The 19,532-nt window shown below is 65.7% G+C and carries 20 protein-coding genes; 8 read left to right on the top strand and 12 right to left on the bottom strand.

From position 1 onward, the window contains the following. Nucleotides 1-18: 18 nt before the first annotated feature. The 6 genes from ACVIYL_RS09460 to ACVIYL_RS09435 form a co-directional block, all read right to left on the bottom strand. Nucleotides 19-573, bottom strand: coding sequence for a cytochrome b/b6 domain-containing protein (locus ACVIYL_RS09460; protein WP_456778363.1), 555 nt, complete (start codon nt 571-573; stop codon nt 19-21). A gap of 10 nt (nt 574-583) precedes the next feature. Next, nucleotides 584-880: a PepSY domain-containing protein gene (locus tag ACVIYL_RS09455; protein WP_212060594.1), complete on the bottom strand. Its 297-nt coding sequence runs from the start codon at nt 878-880 to the stop codon at nt 584-586. A gap of 221 nt (nt 881-1,101) precedes the next feature. Continuing rightward, nucleotides 1,102-3,636, bottom strand: coding sequence for a bifunctional diguanylate cyclase/phosphodiesterase (locus ACVIYL_RS09450; RefSeq protein ID WP_456778362.1), 2,535 nt, complete (start codon nt 3,634-3,636; stop codon nt 1,102-1,104). Between the two features lie 161 nt (nt 3,637-3,797). Then, on the bottom strand, nt 3,798-4,220 hold the full coding sequence (locus tag ACVIYL_RS09445; protein WP_456778361.1) for a PaaI family thioesterase: 423 nt from the start codon (nt 4,218-4,220) through the stop codon (nt 3,798-3,800). Next, on the bottom strand, nt 4,217-5,023 hold the full coding sequence (locus ACVIYL_RS09440; protein WP_456778360.1) for a crotonase/enoyl-CoA hydratase family protein: 807 nt from the start codon (nt 5,021-5,023) through the stop codon (nt 4,217-4,219). Before ACVIYL_RS09440 ends, ACVIYL_RS09445 begins: the two co-directional genes overlap by 4 nt. Before the next feature lie 11 nt (nt 5,024-5,034). Further along, nucleotides 5,035-5,385: a hypothetical protein gene (locus ACVIYL_RS09435; RefSeq protein WP_456778359.1), complete on the bottom strand. Its 351-nt coding sequence runs from the start codon at nt 5,383-5,385 to the stop codon at nt 5,035-5,037. A 92-nt stretch (nt 5,386-5,477) separates the two neighbouring features. Between ACVIYL_RS09435 and ACVIYL_RS09430 the strand changes: the two genes are divergently transcribed. Both ACVIYL_RS09430 and ACVIYL_RS09425 read left to right on the top strand, forming a co-directional pair. Next, on the top strand, nt 5,478-6,014 hold the full coding sequence (locus tag ACVIYL_RS09430; protein WP_456778358.1) for a TetR/AcrR family transcriptional regulator: 537 nt from the start codon (nt 5,478-5,480) through the stop codon (nt 6,012-6,014). Between the two features lie 46 nt (nt 6,015-6,060). Beyond that, the gene (locus ACVIYL_RS09425; RefSeq protein WP_018269337.1) at nt 6,061-6,258 is read left to right on the top strand and encodes a Trm112 family protein; all 198 of its coding nucleotides are present in this window, start codon (nt 6,061-6,063) and stop codon (nt 6,256-6,258) included. 135 nt (nt 6,259-6,393) lie between these two features. Here the strand turns inward: ACVIYL_RS09425 and ACVIYL_RS09420 are convergent, their stop codons facing one another. Then, nucleotides 6,394-7,614, bottom strand: a complete 1,221-nt coding sequence (locus ACVIYL_RS09420; protein WP_456778357.1) for a ubiquinone biosynthesis hydroxylase — start codon at nt 7,612-7,614, stop codon at nt 6,394-6,396. Nucleotides 7,615-7,820: 206 nt separating this feature from the next. On the opposite strand from ACVIYL_RS09420, the gene tesB reads away from it, so the two are divergent. Next, nucleotides 7,821-8,684, top strand: coding sequence for an acyl-CoA thioesterase II (tesB, locus tag ACVIYL_RS09415; protein ID WP_016841424.1), 864 nt, complete (start codon nt 7,821-7,823; stop codon nt 8,682-8,684). An 87-nt stretch (nt 8,685-8,771) separates the two neighbouring features. Here tesB and ACVIYL_RS09410 read toward each other — a convergent pair whose 3' ends face one another. Then, the gene (locus ACVIYL_RS09410) at nt 8,772-9,662 is read right to left on the bottom strand and encodes a DUF4339 domain-containing protein (RefSeq protein ID WP_225161893.1); all 891 of its coding nucleotides are present in this window, start codon (nt 9,660-9,662) and stop codon (nt 8,772-8,774) included. Between the two features lie 330 nt (nt 9,663-9,992). Here ACVIYL_RS09410 and ACVIYL_RS09405 point away from each other — a divergent pair, with 330 nt between their 5' ends. From ACVIYL_RS09405 to ACVIYL_RS09385, 5 genes are all read left to right on the top strand, one after another. Continuing rightward, the gene (locus tag ACVIYL_RS09405; RefSeq protein ID WP_028335836.1) at nt 9,993-10,331 is read left to right on the top strand and encodes a P-II family nitrogen regulator; all 339 of its coding nucleotides are present in this window, start codon (nt 9,993-9,995) and stop codon (nt 10,329-10,331) included. Nucleotides 10,332-10,478: 147 nt separating this feature from the next. Next, nucleotides 10,479-11,798 (top strand): ammonium transporter, encoded by a 1,320-nt coding sequence (locus ACVIYL_RS09400; RefSeq protein ID WP_456778356.1) that lies wholly within the window; start codon nt 10,479-10,481, stop codon nt 11,796-11,798. A gap of 78 nt (nt 11,799-11,876) precedes the next feature. After that, nucleotides 11,877-12,191 carry an ArsR/SmtB family transcription factor gene (locus ACVIYL_RS09395; protein ID WP_016841428.1) on the top strand — a complete coding sequence of 105 codons (315 nt, stop codon included), beginning with the start codon at nt 11,877-11,879 and terminating at the stop codon, nt 12,189-12,191. Then, complete coding sequence (locus ACVIYL_RS09390) at nt 12,188-12,544, top strand: SRPBCC family protein (protein ID WP_316395420.1); 357 nt, start codon at nt 12,188-12,190, stop codon at nt 12,542-12,544. The genes ACVIYL_RS09395 and ACVIYL_RS09390 overlap by 4 nt, the downstream gene beginning before the upstream one ends. A 52-nt stretch (nt 12,545-12,596) precedes the next feature. Then, nucleotides 12,597-13,223 carry an ATP-dependent Clp protease proteolytic subunit gene (locus tag ACVIYL_RS09385; protein WP_057020311.1) on the top strand — a complete coding sequence of 209 codons (627 nt, stop codon included), beginning with the start codon at nt 12,597-12,599 and terminating at the stop codon, nt 13,221-13,223. A 28-nt stretch (nt 13,224-13,251) separates the two neighbouring features. On the opposite strand, the gene ACVIYL_RS09380 is transcribed toward ACVIYL_RS09385, so the two are convergent. The 4 genes from ACVIYL_RS09380 to ACVIYL_RS09365 are packed head-to-tail and all read right to left on the bottom strand — an operon-like array spanning nt 13,252 to nt 19,532. Next, entirely contained in the window at nt 13,252-15,057 is a 1,806-nt protein-coding gene (locus ACVIYL_RS09380; protein ID WP_456778355.1) for an alpha/beta fold hydrolase, read from the bottom strand. Beyond that, nucleotides 15,054-17,564 (bottom strand): glycoside hydrolase family 2 protein, encoded by a 2,511-nt coding sequence (locus ACVIYL_RS09375; RefSeq protein ID WP_456778354.1) that lies wholly within the window; start codon nt 17,562-17,564, stop codon nt 15,054-15,056. Before ACVIYL_RS09375 ends, ACVIYL_RS09380 begins: the two co-directional genes overlap by 4 nt. Before the next feature lie 44 nt (nt 17,565-17,608). Beyond that, nucleotides 17,609-18,607 carry a DUF1839 family protein gene (locus ACVIYL_RS09370; RefSeq protein ID WP_253609838.1) on the bottom strand — a complete coding sequence of 333 codons (999 nt, stop codon included), beginning with the start codon at nt 18,605-18,607 and terminating at the stop codon, nt 17,609-17,611. Nucleotide 18,608: 1 nt separating this feature from the next. Next, nucleotides 18,609-19,532 (bottom strand): amino acid--[acyl-carrier-protein] ligase, encoded by a 924-nt coding sequence (locus ACVIYL_RS09365; RefSeq protein ID WP_253605673.1) that lies wholly within the window; start codon nt 19,530-19,532, stop codon nt 18,609-18,611.

Genomic DNA, 19,532 nt, shown 5'->3' with positions numbered 1-19,532 from the left:
CAAAAAGGTTCCCGCCGATCAGCGATTGCGCAGTTGCTTGCGGCCGGTGAACATCGCGCGCACCAGGTTCTGACGCTGCAGCAAGCCGACCACGACGACGCCGAGCACGTGCAGCCCGACCAGCACCATGACCGCATCCGAGGCATAGGCGTGGGTGTCCTCGACCCACCAGACTCCGAAGAAGGTCACGGTGACCTCCATCACGCCCGTGATTGTCGAGATCGCAAGCAGGAACAGCAGCGCCACCAGCATCACGGTGCCCGCCGGATTGAGTCCGATATAGCGCCCGGTGATGCCGCGCCGGAGATTCCAGATGTAGCGCGGCGCGGCGCGCAGGCGAATGCCGAGCCTGCCGAAACGCGCGTAGCGCGTGCCGGCAAAGCCCCAGATCAGCCGGAACGCCAGCAGGGCGATCACCGAATAACCCGCCAGCCGGTGCAGCCGGTCATAGGTGCTGGGCGTCACCCAGGCGACCAAGACGAGGATGGCGAGCGCCCAGTGCCACAGCCGCAGCGGCAGGTCCCAGACCTGCACGCTGGTCGCGCCGCGGGCGCCCGGCGCCGCCTCCGTCATCGCGCCTGCTTCACTTCGCGATCGTGTGCTTCAGGCTGAGGTCTTCCGGGCTGTAGAACAGCTCGTAGAGCTTGCCTTCCTTGACGCCGTACACCTCGTAGCAGGAGCCCTCGATTTTCGACCGGCGCACCTCGTAGCCGAGCGCCTTGGCCTTGGCTTCGGCCTCGCTTGCCGGCTTCCACGACGCCTTGTCGAGCTTGGTGCAATTCTTGTAGCCGTCGGCGAACGCCGCCGATCCGGTCAGCCCAAGAACGCTCCCAAGAACGCATGCTGCAAGCGCAGCGCTCAAAATCACTCTCACGCGCATATCCCCTCCGTTGACAGTCATACCCACAACGCCTTCGCGCAGGGCACATGCGTGAAGAATGCTGAGGCGATTGCCAAGTCAAGGAAGCGCCGCGACGGCTGGCTTTAGAGGAATTCTAACGGCCGTCAAAACCGCTTTGCGCTCCACGCGCAGTTCGGTTTTGACGGCGTGCTGCGGCCTTACGCCTCATGCGTATCGGGACCGCCGGCGCAGCCCATCGATCAGGACGCGGCACCCGCCATTGCAAGACGGACCGCAGGCCGTTCGGCCGCTGCCGGAGTTCGCCCGCCGATCATCTGCGCGACCTTCTCGCTCTGGACCGGCGGGCTGAAGTGGAAGCCCTGCACTTCAACGCAGGCATCGGCGCGGAGAATGTCGAGCTGCTCCCTGGTTTCAACGCCTTCGGCCGTCGTGGTCTTGCCGAGGCTGACGGCAAAGCGCACGATCGCGCGCGCGATCCGGCGCGACTCGTCGCTCGCTCCCGAGAGTTCGGACACGAAGCTGCGGTCGATCTTGACCTTGTCGAACGGAAACTTCTGCAGAAAGCTCAGCGACGAGTAGCCGGTGCCGAAGTCGTCGAGCGCGATCCGCACCCCGAGATCGTGCAGTTGGCTAAGCGCGGTAAACACCGCTTCGCTGTCCTGAATGATGGCCGTTTCGGTGACCTCGAGCTCGAGGCGCTCCGGCGAAATTCCAGCACTCGCCAGCGCGTGCACGATCACCGGGACCAACTCCGGACTCCTGAATTGCACAGGCGACAGGTTGATCGCGATCTTGAGGTCGTCGGGCCATTTGGCGGCCTCCGCGCACGCGGTGCGCAGCACCCATTCCCCCAGCGGCACGATCAGGCCGGTCTCTTCCGCCAGCGGAATGAACTGCGCCGGAGATACCATGCCGCGGTGCGGATGGTGCCAGCGAAGCAGCGCCTCGAAGCCGCAGGTCTCCCCGCTCGCGACGTGGATGAACGGCTGATAGTGCAGCTCGAACTCGCCATTGGCGAGCGCACTGCGCATGTCGCGCTCGAGGCTGCGCCGGGCCTGCAGCAGCCGATCGAGCTCCGGCTCGAAGAAGCGGAATGAGCCGCGCCCGCCGCTCTTGGCCGAATAAAGCGCGAGATCGGCGCTGCGCAGCACCTCGTCCGAATCGGTGCCGTCGCGCGGCGCGATCGCAATGCCGATGCTGGTCGTGGTGGTCACCCGATGATCACCGAGATCGATCGGCTCGCTGAGCGCCTTCCTGATCTTCTCGGCGAGCAAGCCCGCTTCCGTGACCGGATCGCTGACATGGTCGATCACCGCGAACTCGTCGCCGCCGAGCCGCGCGACCAGCGTCGTATCGCTGACGGATCTGCGCAAGCGGGCGGCCACCGACTTCAGCAGCGCATCGCCAGCCGGGTGCCCGAGCGTGTCGTTGACGTCCTTGAAGCGGTCGAGATCGAGCATCAGCACCGCAAGGCTCGGTCCGCCGCACCGGGCACCGGAGAGCGCGCGCTCCATCCATTCCTTGAGCAACACGCGATTCGGCAGATCGGTCAGCGCGTCGTGCTGCGCCATATAAGTGATCTTGGCCTCGGAGCGCCGCTGCTCGGTGACGTCGCGATGCGTCGCCACCCAGCCGCCGCCGGGCATCGGCTGCCGCGTCACGCAGATCAGGCGACCGTCGGCGAGCTCGTCGACCCGGCTGTTGATCTCGCCGGCCGGGAGCGCGTTCAGTGTCGCGAGCACCTGCGTCGCGGCGCTGTCGCTGGTCTCGCCCTTGAGAATGCCGTTGGCGATGCGATGCCTGATGATCTCGCGATGGGCCGTGCCGGGCAGCAGCAATTCCGGCGGCAGCCGGTACATCTTGGCGTAGCGATCATTGCAAACGACGAGGCGCTTCTCCGCATCGAACATGCAGAGGCCCTCACCCATGTGGTTGATCGCCGTATCCAGCCGGAACCTCTGCTCCTCCAGCTCCTTCTGCGACGCCTCGACCTGCTGTCGCGCCGACGAAAGCTGGCTGATGATCTCCTCGAAGCGGCGGGTGCGAAGCGCCAGCCGGCGATCCGCGAGCACGCCGACCAGGCTCATCCCGAGCACCGACAGCGCCACGCCGGCGATCACGATGGCGAGGAAGGCAGGCGAGAGCGACAGGGCCGCCGGGGCCTGCAACGGATCCGGAACGATCTCGACCGCGCCCATCGCGGTGAAATGATGCGACACGATCGCAAGCGTCAGCAGCAGCGCCGCGACGAGCGACATCCAGCGGTCCTGACGGCGGACCGCGATCGCCAGCGCGGCGTAGCCGAACAGCATGCCGAGCACGACGGAGGCCGCCACGAGATCGAGCGACCAGACCACGTGGCCCGGTACTTCCAGCGCCCACATCCCGAGATAGTGCATGCTGGCGATGCCGGCTCCGATCACGGCGCCGCCGACCGGCGCGCGCCAAGGGCTGGAGTCGCTGGCGGCAAGGCCGAGGCCGCCGGATGTCAGCATCATCGCCGCGGCGAGCGACAGCGCGGTGAGGACGATGCCGTAGCCGGTCGGGATTCCCGGCTCATAGGCCAGCATGGCGATGAAATGCGTTGCCCAGATGCCGTAGCCGATCGCGGCTCCTGCGATCGCAATCCAGATCAGCCGGGTCCTCGCCTGCGATGCAATTGCACGATGAAAAATATTGACCGCCACAATACTGGCAACGAAGCAGACCAGTCCGGCGAGCAGAACGAGCCGCCAGTCATGCTCACCTGAAAGGCACGTAAGAACACGAAACATGCGTCGGTCCATGGTTGTCCGTACGCACAGGCTAGGCTGATTGAATTGTCTTCTCGATAATATTCTGCAACTTTCAGTGGCATGGTTATCCGCGCGTAAGCCGATTCCGCACCGAAATTGATGGCTCCATAAATTTCACAGCGATGCGCGATCCGCGCAGCTCAGCCTGCCAGCGGGACGAGTACGGTTTCACCGGTTGCAACCAACGAGGCTTCACCCTGCTCGTTCTCCGCAAAAAGTTCCGCGCGCGCGAAGACCTGCCTGCGTCCGGCACGCAATGTGGTTCCTCTGGCGATGAAGCAGCGGCCCAGCGCGGGCTTCAGGCAGTTCATCGAGAAATGCGATGCAGTGACGGAACCTACGATCGACGCCGCGGCGAAGCCGCAGGCGGTGTCGAGCAGCGCCGCGATCACGCCGGCGTGCATATGGCCCGCATATTGGGCGAGATCGTCGCACCACCGCATCCGTAGTTCCACCGTGCCGGCGCCGGCGGTGACGACCTCGAAGCCGGCAAGCCGATTGAAGGCCGCCGACGCATTGGTCGCAACGAGACGTTCGAGATCGAAGCCCGGGCCAATCGTCATGTAAAGCTCCATTGCGGGGGCCGCCGTTCGAGATTCGCCCTGACGGCCTCGATGTGATTGGGCGAGCCGAGCAGAAGCGCCTGTTCGGCCGTTTCGGCCGCGAGTCCGGTCGCCGCATCGCGATCGGCTGCACGATTGAGCAGCCGCTTGGCGGCGCGGATCGCATCCGGGCTGCGGTCCGCGATCACGCGCGCCGTCTCCAGCGCGGCCTCGCGCGGCTGTTCGACGATCCGGGTGGCGAAGCCATGACCAAACGCATCGTCCGCGGAAAAGACGCGCGCGGTGTAGGTGAGTTCACGGACCACATCCTCGCGCGCGAGATGGCGCATCAGCTGCGTGCCGGCCATGTCGGGCACCAACCCCCATTTGGCCTCGATGATCGCAAGGCGCGTGCCGGGTGCGAGATATCTGATGTCGGCACCGAGCATCAGCTGAAAGCCGCCGCCGAACGCAACGCCATGAACGGCGGCGATCACCGGCACCGGCAGCTCGCGCCAGAGCCACACCAGATGCTGCGCAAAGTTGGCAATGCCGTGGGTCCGCCGGCCGAGATCGGCAAAGGGCAGGATGGACTCGCCCTCCGTCGTTGCGACCAGCCGCTCCATGTCGAGGCCTGCGCAGAAGGCCTGCCCTTCGCCCGAGAGCACCACAGCGCGGAGCTTGCGGTTGTCCGCAAGCTGCGCACCGATCTCGGCGATCGCGGCGAACATCGCCGGATCGAGCGCATTGAGCTTGTCCGAGCGGTTGAGCCTGACGTCCGCGACGCCATCGGCGATGCTCAGGCTGATGCGATCAGTCGTCATGATCGCCCTCGCTAGTAGCCGGCGGCGGCGAGCGCCACCACGGCGCTCATCGCCATCCAGCCGAAGTGGCGGAAGCGGGTCGCCACCGCGTTGGCGAGCGCCGCGATGCCGAACACGACGCCGAGCGTCGCCACGATCCAGTGCCGCGCGGCATCGGAGGCCATCGCGGGCGCGGCGATCAGCAGCACGCCACCGCCGATCCAGGCGACGGTACCGGCCTGATAGACCAGGCGAAGCAAGATCCGCAGCCGCGGCGGCTCGACGGTGGCGCGCGCGAATATCCTGGTCTCGCCGAGCACGCCATGGATCAGGCTGACCAGAATGGCGGTGACGCCGGCGCCCTGCAGCAGAAGATCACGCATCGCGATGCCTCCATACACTACTGTATGGATATGATACCGGCCGCTGGCGCCTGTCAATACACTTGTGTATGGTGACGGCGGGACGGGGAACCATGACGGAACAGCTCTCGGTCAAGGACTGGCTCGATCAGGGCCTGAAGACGCTGGCGCGGCGCGGCTTCACGGCGCTCAAGGCCGAGCCGCTGGCCAAGGCCATGGGCGTCTCGCGCGGCAGCTTCTACTGGCATTTCGCCGACATCGGCGCCTACCGCGCCGCGGTCCTGACCCATTGGCGCGAGGTCGCGGCCGAGCAGGTGATCGCGGAGCTCGAGACCATTCCGGAAGGCGGCGACGCGCTGGCGCTGTTGCTGCGCCGTGCCTTCTCGGCGCGGCTGGCGCTGGAACGCGCGGTGCGCAGCTGGGCCACCGCCGATGCCGTGGTGCACGCCGCCGTGCTCGAGGTCGACGAGCGCCGGATCGGCTATATCGAAACCCTGCTGCGGCAGGCCGGATTCCCGGACGACGTGGCGCGCGGCCGCGCGCAGATCTTCTACTGGGCGTTCATCGGCTACGCGCTGTCCGAGCAGGCGCTGCCGAAGCCGCGTCAGCAGGCCGCGATCGATGAACTGCTGCGGATGGCCAAGCGCTGACAGCGCTTATTTGGATGTGCTACATCACGGCGAGCCGGAGACTCCCATGAATTCCACGACCGACCATCTCGAGAGCACCGCCGACCCAAAACTGCTGGAAATCCTGGTGTGCCCGATCACCAAGGGGCCGCTCGAGTTCGACGCCGCGCGGCAGGAGCTGATCTCGCGCTCGGCCAAGCTCGCCTATCCGATCCGCGACGGCATTCCGATCATGCTGCCGGAAGAGGCGAGGAAGATCGATTGATGTCAGCGCGTGGCCCGGATGAAGCGCCGCGCAATCCGGGAAAGTCTCACCGCGGATAGTCTGCCCCGGATTTCGCGGAGCCTGTCATCGGGCGCGCATTCGCGCGACCCGTTGGCTTCATCCGGGCTACGAGGGCTAAAGCGCCTCGCCCTTCAGCAGCCGCGGCACCTCGCCTGACAGTCCCGCCGCTTGGCGGATGAACATCTCCTTCAACGGCGGCGCGCGATCGACGAGACCGAGGCCAATGTCGCGCACGGTGCGCAGCAGTGTCGATTCGTTGGAGAACAGGAAGTTCAGCGAGTTGGTGGCGACGCCCATCGCCATCGTGTCGAAGCGGCGCCAGCGCTGGTAGCGCTCGAGCACGTCGGCCTGGCCGAGGTCCATGCCGAGCCGCGCCGCATCGACCACGACCTCGGCGAGCGCAGCGACATCCTTCAGGCCCATATTGAGCCCCTGCCCCGCGATCGGATGGATCACATGCGCGGCGTCGCCGATCAGCGCCAGCCGTTCGGCGATGAACGAGCGCGCGACGAAATAGCCGAGCGGGAAGGCGCGCGGCTTGTCGAGCGGCTTGATCTCGCCGAGATGCAGGCCGAAGCGCTGCTCGAGCTCGGCGTGGAATTGCTCTTCGTTCAAGGCGACAATGCGCGCGGCATCGTTGCGCGTCTCGGTCCACACCAGCGACGAGCGATTGCCGGTCAGCGGCAGGATCGCGAACGGCCCGGCGGGCAGGAAATGCTCCTCGGCGCGGCCGTGATGTTCGCGCTCGTGCCCGACCGTGACCACGATGCCGGACTGGTTATAGTCCCAGCCATGGGTCGCAATCCCGGCGCGCTCGCGCAGCTTCGAGCGGGCGCCGTCGGCGGCAACCAGCAGGCTCGCATCGATCACGGTGCCGTCGGCCAGCGTAACGCTGACGCCGTCGGGCCGCGACGCGAAGCTCGACACCGCGGCGGCACGCAGCTCGACGCCCTCGGCCTCGGCACGGCTCGCGAGCGCATCGATCAAATAGCGGTTCTCGACCATATGGGCGAACGGCTCGCCGGGCGCGACATTGCCAGCGAAGGTCAGGAATACCGGGCGCGTCGCGTCCTCCAGCTTGGAGTCGGTCACGACCATATCCGTGATCGGCTGCGCCGTCGGCGCCACCTGGCCCCAGACGCCGAGGGTCTCGAACAGCCGCCGGCAGGCCGCCACGATCGCGGTCGCGCGCGGATCGCGGCTCGGGCGCTGGCTCAGCGCCGGATCGGCCACGATGACCGGGATGTCGGGCCCCAGCCCCTGGCGCAGCGCCACGGCCAGCGCCAACCCTGCAAATGCGCCCCCGCAGATGACAATACTTCGCTGTGCCGGCATTGCCCTTCCCTTACGCGCCTCACGCTCTCAGACTATGCTTGCTACCTGATAATAGCTGGGCGAAACAGGGGCCAGAAACAAGGTCACGAACCTAACGGACGTCATTCCGGGGCGATGCGTCAGCATCGAACCCGGAATCTCGAGATTCCGGGTTCACGCTTGCGCGTGCCCCGGAATGACCGTTCAAGTCAAACCGAAAGCCGCCGATGTCCAAGAGCCTGATCGACCTGCTGTCCATCCTCGATCTCGAGCAGCTCGAGGTGAATTTGTTCCGCGGCAACAGCCCGAAGACGAGCTGGCAGCGCGTGTTCGGCGGCCAGGTGATCGGCCAGGCGATGGTGGCGGCCTGCCGCACCGTCGAGGGCCGCCTGCCGCACTCGATCCATTGCTACTTCATCCTGCCCGGCGATCCGCAGATCCCGATCATCTACCAGGTCGAGCGGCTGCGCGACGGCAAGAGCTACACCACCCGCCGCGTCACCGCGATCCAGCACGGCAACGCGATCTTCTCCATCATGGTGTCGTTCCATGCCGAGGAGGAGAGCAACTTCAATCATCAGGAGAAGATGCCCGACGTGCCGCCGCCGGAGAAGCTGACCGCGGAGGAAGTGTCGAAGCAGCCGATGTTCAAGGAGATGCCGGAGTTCATCCGCCGCTATTACGAGAGCGACCGGCCGATCGAGCTGCGCCCGGTCGAGCTCGGCCGTTATTTCGGCCAGAAGATCGACGACGGCCGCATCCATGTCTGGATCCGCACCGCGGCCAAGCTGCCCGACGATCCCGCGCTGCATCTGTGCGCGCTCGCCTATGCGTCGGATTTCTCGCTGCTCGATGCCGTGATGGCGCGCTACGGCCGCACGCTGTTCGACAAGCGCATGATGCCGGCGAGCCTCGATCACGCGATGTGGTTTCACCGCCCGTTCCGCGCCGACGAATGGCTGCTCTACGCGCAGGATTCGCCGAGCGCGCAGTCGGGCCGCGGCCTGACGCGCGGCCTGATCTTCAAGCCCGACGGCACGCTGGTGGCGTCTGTCGCGCAGGAAGGATCGGTGCGCGAGCGAAAGGCGTAGCGCTCACAGCGCGATCCGGAAAAAGCGCGGAGCGGTTTCCGGAGGCCTCACGCTCGAACAAAGCCGGTCGGCACGATGCGGTCGCGCTTACTGGCCGGCGTAGGCACCGCGCTCGGTCAGCGCGAATTGCGAGACGAACCAGTTGCCGTACCAGCGCAGCACCCACGGAATCGGGATCAGGAAGCCGCAGGCGATGGTGAACACGATGGTTCGCCACAGCACCTCGATGCCGGACGCATTGAAGCTGACCTCGCGGCGCGTGCCGTCGATGTTGCGGCAAATCCAGCGCATCCAGGCGGTCAGCACCCAGGCCCAGCCGATGATGGTGATGGCCGAGACCACCATCGCCACGTACCAGCCGACATAGGCGACCGGGCTGCCCTTGAACGAGATCGGCAGGTCCTGGCCGCTCGAGCTGAGATGGCCGATGATCCAGCGCACGATCATCCAGCTCAGAAAGCCCTGCAACAGCAGCGAGAGCAACGTCACGATGTTGCTGTTGGCCGCGCCGGCATAGGTCAGAAGGCCGAGCACGATGAAGACCCACCAGATGTCGAGCGGCTGCCCGGTGAAGGCGAAATGCGGGCGGCCCGGCACGCGGATATAGGGGATCGCAAAGCGGTACAGGCCGGTCGCGGTCCACGGCGCCGGGATGACGAGAATCTGGCCGATGAACATCAGGAGGCTGCGGCCGAACAGGCCCCAGATCGGGAAGTCGGCGGACAGCGTGCCGCCGCTATAGCTTCCGGACGCCACCACCGGCGGCGGTCCGCCGGCCTGCGGAAATGCCGGCGGCGCGCCGGCGCTCGGGACGAGGCCCGGAATCTCCCCGGCCTTCTGCCAGCCGGCCATGCCCTCGGTCCACACCAGGGTGTCGGCCCCCACCGTGCCCCGGGTGATCAGGTCGCGGAGCTGGGTTTCAGGCAGGGGGCCCTTTTGCTGGCCTTCGGATGCATAAAACCAGTTTCGGTTCGACATTTCTTGTTTCCTCGGGGCGCGCGCACAGGGACACGCGATAGGCGAAACGAACCAGCAAGAGCGCTGGCCGGGGCGGGAAAGCCACATTGTGGCCGAGCGTTTCCATTCCGTACAGTGAGGGAGCACACGCGCTGCGCATGTTTTCCGCTTCAACCTGCAAGTTTTTTATGCCATTTGCCCAGAAAGCTGCCAGATTTGGCGGACGCGAAGTGCCGCTCGGGGATGGCAAATTGCCGCTCCGGGAGGCAGCAGGTGCCGGCTCGCGGGACGGCAAGTGCCGCTCCGGGACGGGCGCACACGGAAAACCTCAAGGGAATGAAGGCCTGAACCATGAAACTCGTCGTCGCGATCATCAAACCGTTCAAGCTCGATGAGGTGCGCCAAGCGCTGACCGCGATCGGCGTCCACGGCATGACTGTGACCGAGGTGAAGGGCTATGGCCGCCAGAAGGGCCACACCGAGATCTATCGCGGCGCCGAATATGTCGTGAACTTCCTGCCCAAGCTTCGGATCGAGATCGCCGTCGATACCGAGCTCGCCGACAAGGCGGTCAGCGTCATCACCGAGCACGCCCGCACCGGCCAGATCGGCGACGGCAAGATCTTCGTGACGCCGATCGATCATGCGCTGCGCATCCGCACCGGCGAGACCGACAACGACGCGCTCTGAACCCTGGAGCCTGATCCCTCGCGACAAACGCGGAAAGCGTTTGCGCGGAGATCATGCCCAAACAAAACGATCGAGATCATCGCCGGCAACGACGCCGGCGCACGCCACAACCGCACACCAAGAAACGACGACCGCCGGGGAATGATGATGGGGGCACGAGCTCTTCGTGCAGCGATATCAGCTGCGCCGATCACTGCTGCAATCCTGTTCGCGCAAGCCACGCCGGCCTTCGCGCAAGACTCGGCATCCAGCGCCGGCGTCAACGCCGCCGACACCGCCTGGATGATCGTCGCCACCGCGCTGGTGCTGATGATGACGATCCCCGGACTGGCGCTGTTCTACTCCGGCATGGTCCGCAAGAAGAACGTGCTGGCGACGATGGCGCAGAGCCTCACCGCCGTTGCGCTCGTCTCGATCCTCTGGGTCACCTTCGGCTATTCGCTGAGCTTCGTCGGCGACGGTCCTTGGCTCGGCTCGCTCGATCGCTGGTTCCTGGCCGGCATCACCATGGACAGCATCAATCCGGCGGCGAAGACCATCCCCGAAGCGCTGTTCATGCTGTACCAGATGACGTTCGCGATCATCACGGTGGCGCTGGTCGCAGGCTCGGTCGCCGACCGCATGCGGTTCTCCGCCTATGTGCTGTTCTCGATCGGCTGGTTCATCTTCGCCTATGTGCCGCTGGCGCATTGGGTGTGGGGCGGCGGCTTCCTGGCATCAGCGGGCGTGCTGGATTTCGCCGGCGGTCTCGTGGTGCATCTCTCCGCCGGCATCAGCGGCCTGGTCGCGGCCAAGGTGATGGGCAACCGCCACGGCTATGGCCATGACAATCTTTCACCGTTCGATCTGTCGCTCGCGGTGGTCGGCACCGGCCTGCTCTGGGTCGGCTGGTTCGGCTTCAACGGCGGTTCGGCACTCGCGGCCAATTCGCGCGCGGTGATGGCGATCACCGCCACCCATCTTGCGGCCTGCGCCGGCGCGCTGACCTGGGGCGCGATCGAATGGGCGACGCGCCGCAAGCCGTCGGTGCTCGGCATGATCTCGGGCGCGGTCGCGGGGCTCGGCACCATCACCCCGGCATCCGGCTTCGTCGCGCCGTGGCACGGCGTCGTCATCGGCATCATTGCCGGCCTGGTCTGCTTCTGGGCCTGCACCTGGCTGAAGCATCGCTTCAAGTATGACGACTCGCTCGACGTGTTCGGCGTGCACGGCATCGGCGGCCTGACCGGCACGCTGCTTGCCGGCGTGTTCGCGGCCTCGGCAATCGGTGGCACGTCCGGCCTGCTCGAGGGCAATCCGAAGCAGCTGCTGATCCAGCTCTACGGCGTCGCGGTGACCTTTGTCTGGTGCGGCGGCGTCACCTTCGTGCTGCTCAAGCTGGTCAGTGCCTTCGTCCCGCTGCGCGTCTCGATGCAGCAGGAGCTCGAAGGTCTCGACATCTCCCAGCATGGCGAGGCGCTGCAGTAAGCGGTCCGGCTCGACCTGTCCTGAACGTCGAGCCAGTTCAGGCTTGCGCAACACATAAGTGTGTGCTTATGTGTTGTCATGGTCGACACCGACATCTTCAAGGCTCTGGCCGATCCGACCCGCCGCAAGGTCTTTGAGAAGCTGGCCGGCGGCAGCCTGAACGCCAGCGCCTTGCGCGACGGACTCGAAATCAGCCAGCCGGCGATGTCGCAGCATCTGGCGGTGCTGCGCGCGGCAGGACTGGTGCGCGAGCAGCGGCAGGGCCGCTTCGTGAATTATGAGGTCGACCCGGACGGCATCGCCAGCATCGGCACTTGGCTCGCCCGCTACCGCGCCTATTGGCCGAAGCGCATCGAAGCGCTCTCCGATCTGCTGAAGGACATGGATCAATGAGCGACACAGTTGAGCCTGATCATGCCGACGCCGACCTAGTGCTCGAATACGAGCTCGATGCACCGCCTGAAAAAGTATGGCGCGCGGTGACCATTCCGGCCCTGCGCGAACGCTGGCTGCCGGATTGCGATCTCGCGGACGCTGAACCCCTGTCATCGATCGCTGGCGAAGAGGTGCGCTTCCGGCTGCGCGAGTCCGAGCCGCCGTTTCGCGAAAGCCATGTCACCTTCCGGATCGAGCCGAACGAGGCCGGCGGCACAAGGTTTCGCATCATCCAGCAAGCCTGCGACATCAGGGCAAAACAGCCGCAACCGGCCAACAGCAACAACCGCACAATGATGCGCGCGGCCTGATCCCCAACCTCACCTACCGAGACTTCATCACCTGCAGCAATGGAGGTCGCCGATGCGCGACATGATGCAACTCGTCCCTATGGTCGTCGAACAGTCGAGCCGCGGCGAACGTTCCTTCGACATCTATTCCAGGCTGCTGCGCGAGCGCATCATCTTCCTGAACGGCGAGGTCAATGATGCGATGTCCGGCCTGGTCTGCGCCCAGTTGCTGTTCCTCGAAGCCGACAACCCTAACAAGCCGATCAACCTCTACATCAACTCCTATGGCGGCGTGATCACCAGCGGGCTTGCGATGTACGACACCATGCAGTTCATCAAGGCGCCGGTGCACACGCTGTGCATGGGCACGGCGCGCTCGATGGGGTCGTTCCTTTTGATGGCCGGCGAGCCCGGTCACCGCGCCGCGCTGCCGAATGCGAGCCTCCACGTGCATCAGCCGCTCGGTGGCTTCCAGGGCCAGGCGTCCGACATCCTGATCCATGCCACCGAGATGCAGGAGACCAAGCGGCGCATCATCCGGCTCTATGCGCAGCACTGCGGGCGCACCGAAGCCGACGTGGAACGGACCCTGGATCGCGATCACTTCATGTCCGCGCAGCAGGCGCTCGAATGGGGACTGATCGACAAGGTCTTCGCCGAACGCGACGCCGCCGAAAAACATGATCCGGTGCCGCGCTGATCTTCGTAGCTCGAGCGGCCAAACCGTTTCATGACAGCGCCATCGATTTAGGCTTCACCTCGGCATGCTGCGCCGTGACCCGCACGGCATCGGGACGGCTCGATCCTCCGCGCCTGCCGCCGCCGCGGTGGTCGATCAGGCGCGCGACGACGGCGCGCCGCGCATGACGAGGCGTCAGCGAATGGTCGGCGTTCGGCAGCGTCAACCGCGTCACTCCAGGGATGCTTGTGAGCCGTTTGCCGTCCTGACCGAAATGCCGTGCGATCTCCTGCAGGCTGAGATCGCCGTCCGAAGTGACCATGAGGACGCGCACGCCGCGGCTACAAAGCTCGCGCATCCAGCGCTCGACGCGGTTACGACCAAGCAAGGCGGACGGATGCATCGCCGACAGCGTCGACTTGACGGCTTCCAATCCGCGCCGCACCAGCCGCCTGGCACTATCTGACACTGACAGCTTCCAGGCGGACCTGGTCGTCATCGCAGGCCCCTCAGCCGGACCGATCTGCTGCTGGCTTCCGCGATTCGCCTTGGAGGCTTCGTATGCTTTCCAGGCCGTAAGCTCCAGCGCGTAGGAACTGTTCCAGGCAAAGCAGAGCGGGTTGATCATGGTCAGGGCGCGGACGCGGCGGTCCGCGCGCGCAGTGTGAAAGGCTTGGAAGGCGCCCGAGCATATGCCCACAAGCTCGACTTTGGCAAAGCCCGCCCGCTGCATCCAGTCAATCGCCGCGCCGACGTCGAAGCGGGTGCGGGAATCATAGAGGAACAGCCGATTGCTCCCGGCATCGTCGCTCAGGCCGAGGCCCGGCAGGTCAATGCGTAGCGACGCCACGCCGGCGGCGGCAAGCTCGCGCGCCGCCTCGACCGTGCCGCGCGCCCAACCCACATGCGGCACGCCGCCAGAGTTGAGGAAGATGACCGGATCGGCCGCAGCATGGCCGTCACGTGGCCGGGTCAGCACGCCACAGATCAATGGCGCCTGCCTGATCACAACCGGCTCTTCCGTGTAGTGCGATCCCTCCAATAGCTCGCGGCCGGTCAGGGACTCGACGCCCTGAGCTACGCCGGCGACGGCCCGGTCGGACAACCAATCCGCCCAGCAATCGACAACGTCGGCCGGGATCCGGTTCGCGGTCGGGTCGCACATGAGCAGGTGATAGTCCTTGAACTCCGCGATTGTCGCGCCTTCGAAAGAAGTTCGACCGTCGCGGATTTCAGAGCCTGCCAACGGCTTTCCGTTCGCGATCAAAAGCATCGGCAGGGGCGGAAGGGCCGCGACGGCCCGCCGCCAATCCAGCCTCGACAGATCGGCGAGCGTCTCATGCGAAAGCCGGAAGCCGACGGCCTCGCGGCCCTCGGCGAACGTCGCGTCGCTTGCCGCGCTGTTGGCGAGCGATCCATCGATCACGCGCGACATCGCGGTGATTTCGCGCACATAGGTTTTTCCGGAACTCGGTGGCGCAAGCAGCGCAAGGCCTGCCACGTCGTCCCGCCCCGCCGCAGCGAGCGGGGCCAGCAGCGCGCCGAGACGGAAGCCGGCGAGGATGACATCCTCCACGCCGCAATCCCGCTTCAACCGGTCGATCGCCGCGCCGATGCTTGCGGTCCAGGCCATCACCCGGCCCGGCGCCGAATGGTCGCCGGCAGCGTCGCCACAACCGGGATAGTCAAACAGCAGGACAGGCAGGCCCCCCGCGGCCGCCCTGTCGGACAACAGCTTCAGGAATCGGCGACTGCACAGATCCTCATGACCATGCGCGCCGGCAATGACAACGCCCCGCCGCCCCTTCGCTACGTTCAGCCAGCCGATGGTATCGGCAAAGACAACTGGTTTCATGTCATGCTCCCGGCGGACTCCTTTGTCCGCACGACTTCCAATTCTTCCGCTCTCGGCACCTCGTAGCTCGCGTCGCGATCGGCATTGAGCGCTGTCACCGCGCCGCCGGGCGTCGCCAGGGGCGGACCGTCAAGGCCGACCTCCCGCTCGATGCCCGGTATCAGGTGGAAATTGTTCTCCGTTGGAACGAACCGATCATCCTGGATGGAGACGTGGTAGGCCGCGCGTTTGCAGGCCAGCCGCAGCCGCCACGCGTCCTTCCGACGCACCAAACTCACGGTCAGGCCAACGTCGCGCTGCGCGGTCATGACACCCGGCAGCACATGGAAGGCCTCGGCAAAGACCTTCCCGTCGTCGCCTTCCAGCCTTGCAACGGTGACTTCATGGCCGGGCGGCCCGAAGCGATAGGCGTAGGAAATATCGAAAAAGGCGCCGAGTACCGAGACGGCCGAAAGCGACAGGCCGCCGTGCGCCGGCACGCTGATCGGTTGGCGCGCTGACACCACCGGCGTGACGCCGTCCCGCAGACAGGTCAGCGATAATGTCGCCCGAACGGTCTTCGCGGTATCGTTGACGGCATGGACGGTCAGCCCGTTGACGCCCTCGTCGCTCAGGATCAGCCGTAGCGGGGCAAATGCCCGCCTCAGCCCGTGCCAGACGGGCTTAGGCCGGCCGGTCGAATCGACCACGCCCCAACCCGCGCCCGGCCGCAAGTCCTTCCAGAAGAACAGCAGCGCTCCGGCTGTCGGCGAACAGGGTCTGCGCCATTCGTCGATGGTGCGCTCCACCACCTCGGTCGTCACCGCACGGGAGAGTTCGAGATAGCGTCTGGTATTTTCGATGCGCAGCCGGCGCGCGTCGACGGAAAAAAGCGTTTCCAGATAGTGCTCGCGCACATCCTCGAAGTCCCACGACGCGCCTACGTCGCGCGGCACACCCGCCTTCCAGCGCGGATCGTGCACCGGCGGCACCGGCAGATGCGCATCCAGCGTTGCCTGGTCAGGCACATTGGCAAAGGCAAGGCATTCGCTCGCGAAGCGTACTTCGGCGCGGCGCGCGTCATCCAGCGGACGGCAATAGGCGCCGACCCCGTAATAATGCATCGGCCCGCCATCAGCCGTGAAAGGCAGGTTGCCGCCGGATGGCGATGACGTCACAAGCACCAGGTCGGGACGCTTCGCTTCGGCGATGGGGCGCACCACCTTGTCGAACCAGGGCGTCGGATCCATCGACATCGGCATGCCCATCATCGCCGCCTGCTGCGCCACCTCGCTGCCGCCGCACAGAACGGCGAGTGATGGCGAATGCCTGAGCCGCCCGAGCAAATTCCCGACCTCGCGCGAGAGCGACGCGCACCAGGCCTCGTCCTTCGCCGGATAGTCGAAATTGGCGAGCATCAGATCCTGCCAGACCAGGATGCCCATCTCGTCGCAAAGCTCGTGAAATGCGTCGCTCTCATAGACGAACGTGCCGCCGATCCTGAGCATGTTGACGCCCGCCCGTCGTGCAAGATCGAGGTCGCGCGCGATCTCTTCGCGTGAGGACGGCAGCCGCACCGGATCGGACGGCGTCCACACCGCGCCGCGGCAAAAGACGGATACGCCGTTGACGACCAGCCGAAAGCCGCGTCCGGCGGTGCCGCGATCGATCTCGATATGCCGGAAGCCGACGCGGCCGAGCACTACTCGCATCGAGCCGAGCGTGACGACAACCTCGTGCAGCGCCGGATCGCCATGGCTGCTCGGCCACCATGGCGCAACGTTCGCAATATCCAGTTTCGCCGTCAGCCGCGTCGCTGTCTCCGAGGTCAATGCGGCGACAGCGCCCGCGCAGGCGACCGTGGCCGGCGCGTCATCAAACGGCTCGTCCAGCGTGATCGCGATGGAAAGATGCCCTGTTGTGCCGGCGAGGTCGGCCTGCATTTGCACATCGCGCACGCCTTGCCGGTTGGTATCGCGGATCAGCTTGATCGGTCGCCATGGTCCGACGATGTCGAAGCCAGGGGACCAACCCGGCATATGGCCGATCAGCGTGGTCCGTACGAGCCTCAGCCGCTGATCGTCGATCATGCACGGCCGCCAGCGCGCACGCGGACCAGTCAGGGTTTCCAGATGGCGGTCGAGGCTGCGGAATGCGATGGCCAGTTGCTCGCCGCCGGCAAGCGTCAGGGCCACATCATGGCGCTCGAACATCGAGGTCGAGGACAGCACGAGGCGATCGTCGAGCCAGACCTCTGCAACCGTCGCCAAGCCGTCAAATACGAGACGGGCCGGGCCGGTGACATCGAGCCGGCGACGATACCAGACGTCCTGGTCGTGCAGCGGAGTAGGATGGTTGCGGTCCCAGCGGCCAAGCCGCTCCAGCGCAGCAGCGGCCGTGCCGGGGCACGCCGCCTCCAGCCATTCGGCGCTGCCGTCGATCGCCGCCGGAGACGCCCACGCGCCAGCCGGCGAGACGACCATGCACCAGCCGCTGTCCAGAGGCTCGGCCGTGTCGGTCGTCGACACCAAAGCGTCCATACACATGCATTCCCATGACCGGCAGGCCGGTCCTACGCTGCCTTGCTGGCGAGATCCGCCATGCGACCGTCCAGAGCGTCCATCACCGTTTGCCAGGCCTTGGCCATCGGCCCGATGGCGTCCGCGAGCCCATCGAACCGATGCCGGGCCATGGCGCGGGCGAGCTTGAATTGCATGACCTTGGCGCCCTCGGCGATTGCCGCGGCGGCTTCGATCGCCTCGGCCAGACCGGCCTCGCCGTGCCGTCCCAGCCATTCCAGATGACTGGAGAGGAGTTCGAAATTGGCGCCCACCTGCCGCAACGTGTTGAAGGCGTAGACGTGAAAATACTCCGGTGACCGGGCGGCCAGTGCCTCGGCATGGCCGCCGAACACGGCCGCGTAGGCATCGAGCGGATTGCGCTTCGGCCTCCGCCGCAGATGCTGCGCGAGGATTTCCGTGGCCGCACTGACCGGATCGCGCGAGGGGCGCATGGTGTCGAACTTGACGAACTCGGCATAGGGAAATAGCGGCAGGCCGCCGGCCGGCGCGTCGTTGCGCTGCCCGAAAATGCCGTCATAGTCCTCGCCGTCCAGGGCGAAGTAGCCGTCGTTGTGGAAGTAGGCCATGTGGCGGCGCCCGGGAACGAGCACGTTGACGCCGATCGTCGTCTTGGAATGGCCACTGCGATAGGTGATGCCCTTCGTGTCGGGCAGGTAGAAGGCATCGACCTCGACCAGCGGCAGCCGCCCGCGCTCGATCTGATTGAGAACGTGCGCCTCCAGACGATCGAACACGGACAGTTCCTGGATATCCAGGCCGGCCAATCGCTGCAGGTCGGCCGTCGGGAACTTGAAGAACGTGAACTGGTCGCCTTCGAAATCCTGCGCCACGGTGAAGCCGAGCGCAGCGACCGGGTCATTCCCGTTCGCATGCATGACTTCGATCAGAAGATCGACATAGCAGTTGGTCTGCGGCCATCGCCGCTCCGCGTCGTGTAGCAGGTGCGGCTTGTAGTCGGCCGGATCGAGCCCGGCGATGGCACTCTGCATTTCAGTTGCCCCAAAGCGTGTCACGCACGGAAGCCGGCCATGCCTCGACCTCAGGGCCGTGATGGCGGAACAGCGCGAGCGCCACGCGCTCCAGCCCGAAGCCGACGCAGGCCGAGTGGCACAGGCTGCCATCCGCGAACTTCAGGCCCCAGGTCTGGCCAAAATGGTCGCGATGATAGTTGAAGGACAAGCAGGCCGTCGGTTTCTCGATACTGGTTACCGGGATCAGCAGCTCGAACTTGAGTCCCTCGTCGCGCTGGTTGTTGGCCATCATCTTGCCGCCGCGACCGAAGAACGGATCGTTGGCGAGATCAACCTCGCAGGGCAGGTCGAGGGATTCGATCATCGCCTTGCCGCGCTCCAGCCAGCTTTCGCGGAAGGCGCACACCTGCTCGGCCGTACCGATGCGGACGAATTCGCGCATACGGAACAGCTGCATGCGCGCGGGATCCTTGGAAGGCTCATGACGGAAGCAATAGGAGGAAAGCTCGAACAGCACACCGTCATCGGGCACCGGACCGCGCGCGGCAACGGTCGGATAGAGCGGATAGCAGGCGGCTGGCGTCAGCACGACGTTCGTCGCCTGCTGCAGCTCGGTCCAGTCCTCTCCCGCAGCCATCATGCCGAGAAGCCGCGCATGCTCGCGCTCGCCGCCCATGAAGGAATGTACGCAGCCTGCAAGCTGCGGGAAGCTTTTCATATAGCCACTGCCTTCAAGCGTGGCGCGGCTCATGCCCGGTGGGAAGTGGATGCGGGTTGCCTTGTCTGGCGCTCCGATGCTGGTCACGAGCCGCTCAAAGCGCTCGATCACGTCTTCGAAAACGCCGGAGCGGCCATAAAGCCCGTCTACTCCGGTCTTGAACAGGATGCTCTTGTCGAACAGGGTGTCGAGCAGGCTCTTGGCATCGAACGTCTTGGCGTCCAT

The organism is Bradyrhizobium sp. USDA 3315 (assembly GCF_054056795.1).
Note: the sequence above shows the minus strand (reverse complement) of the source record. Positions and strands in the feature narration are given on the sequence as shown.

Coding starts and splice junctions, on each gene's coding strand:
- ACVIYL_RS09450 (WP_456778362.1), bottom strand. CDS start 3,636: ATGTTTCGTGTTCTTACGTGCCTTTCAGGTGAGCATGACTGGCGGCTC.
- ACVIYL_RS09365 (WP_253605673.1), bottom strand. CDS start 19,532: ATGGACGCCAAGACGTTCGATGCCAAGAGCCTGCTCGACACCCTGTTC.
- ACVIYL_RS09440 (WP_456778360.1), bottom strand. CDS start 5,023: ATGACGACTGATCGCATCAGCCTGAGCATCGCCGATGGCGTCGCGGAC.
- ACVIYL_RS09455 (WP_212060594.1), bottom strand. CDS start 880: ATGCGCGTGAGAGTGATTTTGAGCGCTGCGCTTGCAGCATGCGTTCTT.
- ACVIYL_RS09430 (WP_456778358.1), top strand. CDS start 5,478: ATGACGGAACAGCTCTCGGTCAAGGACTGGCTCGATCAGGGCCTGAAG.
- tesB (WP_016841424.1), top strand. CDS start 7,821: ATGTCCAAGAGCCTGATCGACCTGCTGTCCATCCTCGATCTCGAGCAG.
- ACVIYL_RS09390 (WP_316395420.1), top strand. CDS start 12,188: ATGAGCGACACAGTTGAGCCTGATCATGCCGACGCCGACCTAGTGCTC.
- ACVIYL_RS09395 (WP_016841428.1), top strand. CDS start 11,877: ATGGTCGACACCGACATCTTCAAGGCTCTGGCCGATCCGACCCGCCGC.
- ACVIYL_RS09385 (WP_057020311.1), top strand. CDS start 12,597: ATGCGCGACATGATGCAACTCGTCCCTATGGTCGTCGAACAGTCGAGC.
- ACVIYL_RS09380 (WP_456778355.1), bottom strand. CDS start 15,057: ATGAAACCAGTTGTCTTTGCCGATACCATCGGCTGGCTGAACGTAGCG.
- ACVIYL_RS09405 (WP_028335836.1), top strand. CDS start 9,993: ATGAAACTCGTCGTCGCGATCATCAAACCGTTCAAGCTCGATGAGGTG.
- ACVIYL_RS09435 (WP_456778359.1), bottom strand. CDS start 5,385: ATGCGTGATCTTCTGCTGCAGGGCGCCGGCGTCACCGCCATTCTGGTC.
- ACVIYL_RS09420 (WP_456778357.1), bottom strand. CDS start 7,614: ATGCCGGCACAGCGAAGTATTGTCATCTGCGGGGGCGCATTTGCAGGG.
- ACVIYL_RS09445 (WP_456778361.1), bottom strand. CDS start 4,220: ATGACGATTGGCCCGGGCTTCGATCTCGAACGTCTCGTTGCGACCAAT.
- ACVIYL_RS09425 (WP_018269337.1), top strand. CDS start 6,061: ATGAATTCCACGACCGACCATCTCGAGAGCACCGCCGACCCAAAACTG.
- ACVIYL_RS09400 (WP_456778356.1), top strand. CDS start 10,479: ATGGGGGCACGAGCTCTTCGTGCAGCGATATCAGCTGCGCCGATCACT.
- ACVIYL_RS09410 (WP_225161893.1), bottom strand. CDS start 9,662: ATGTCGAACCGAAACTGGTTTTATGCATCCGAAGGCCAGCAAAAGGGC.
- ACVIYL_RS09370 (WP_253609838.1), bottom strand. CDS start 18,607: ATGCAGAGTGCCATCGCCGGGCTCGATCCGGCCGACTACAAGCCGCAC.
- ACVIYL_RS09460 (WP_456778363.1), bottom strand. CDS start 573: ATGACGGAGGCGGCGCCGGGCGCCCGCGGCGCGACCAGCGTGCAGGTC.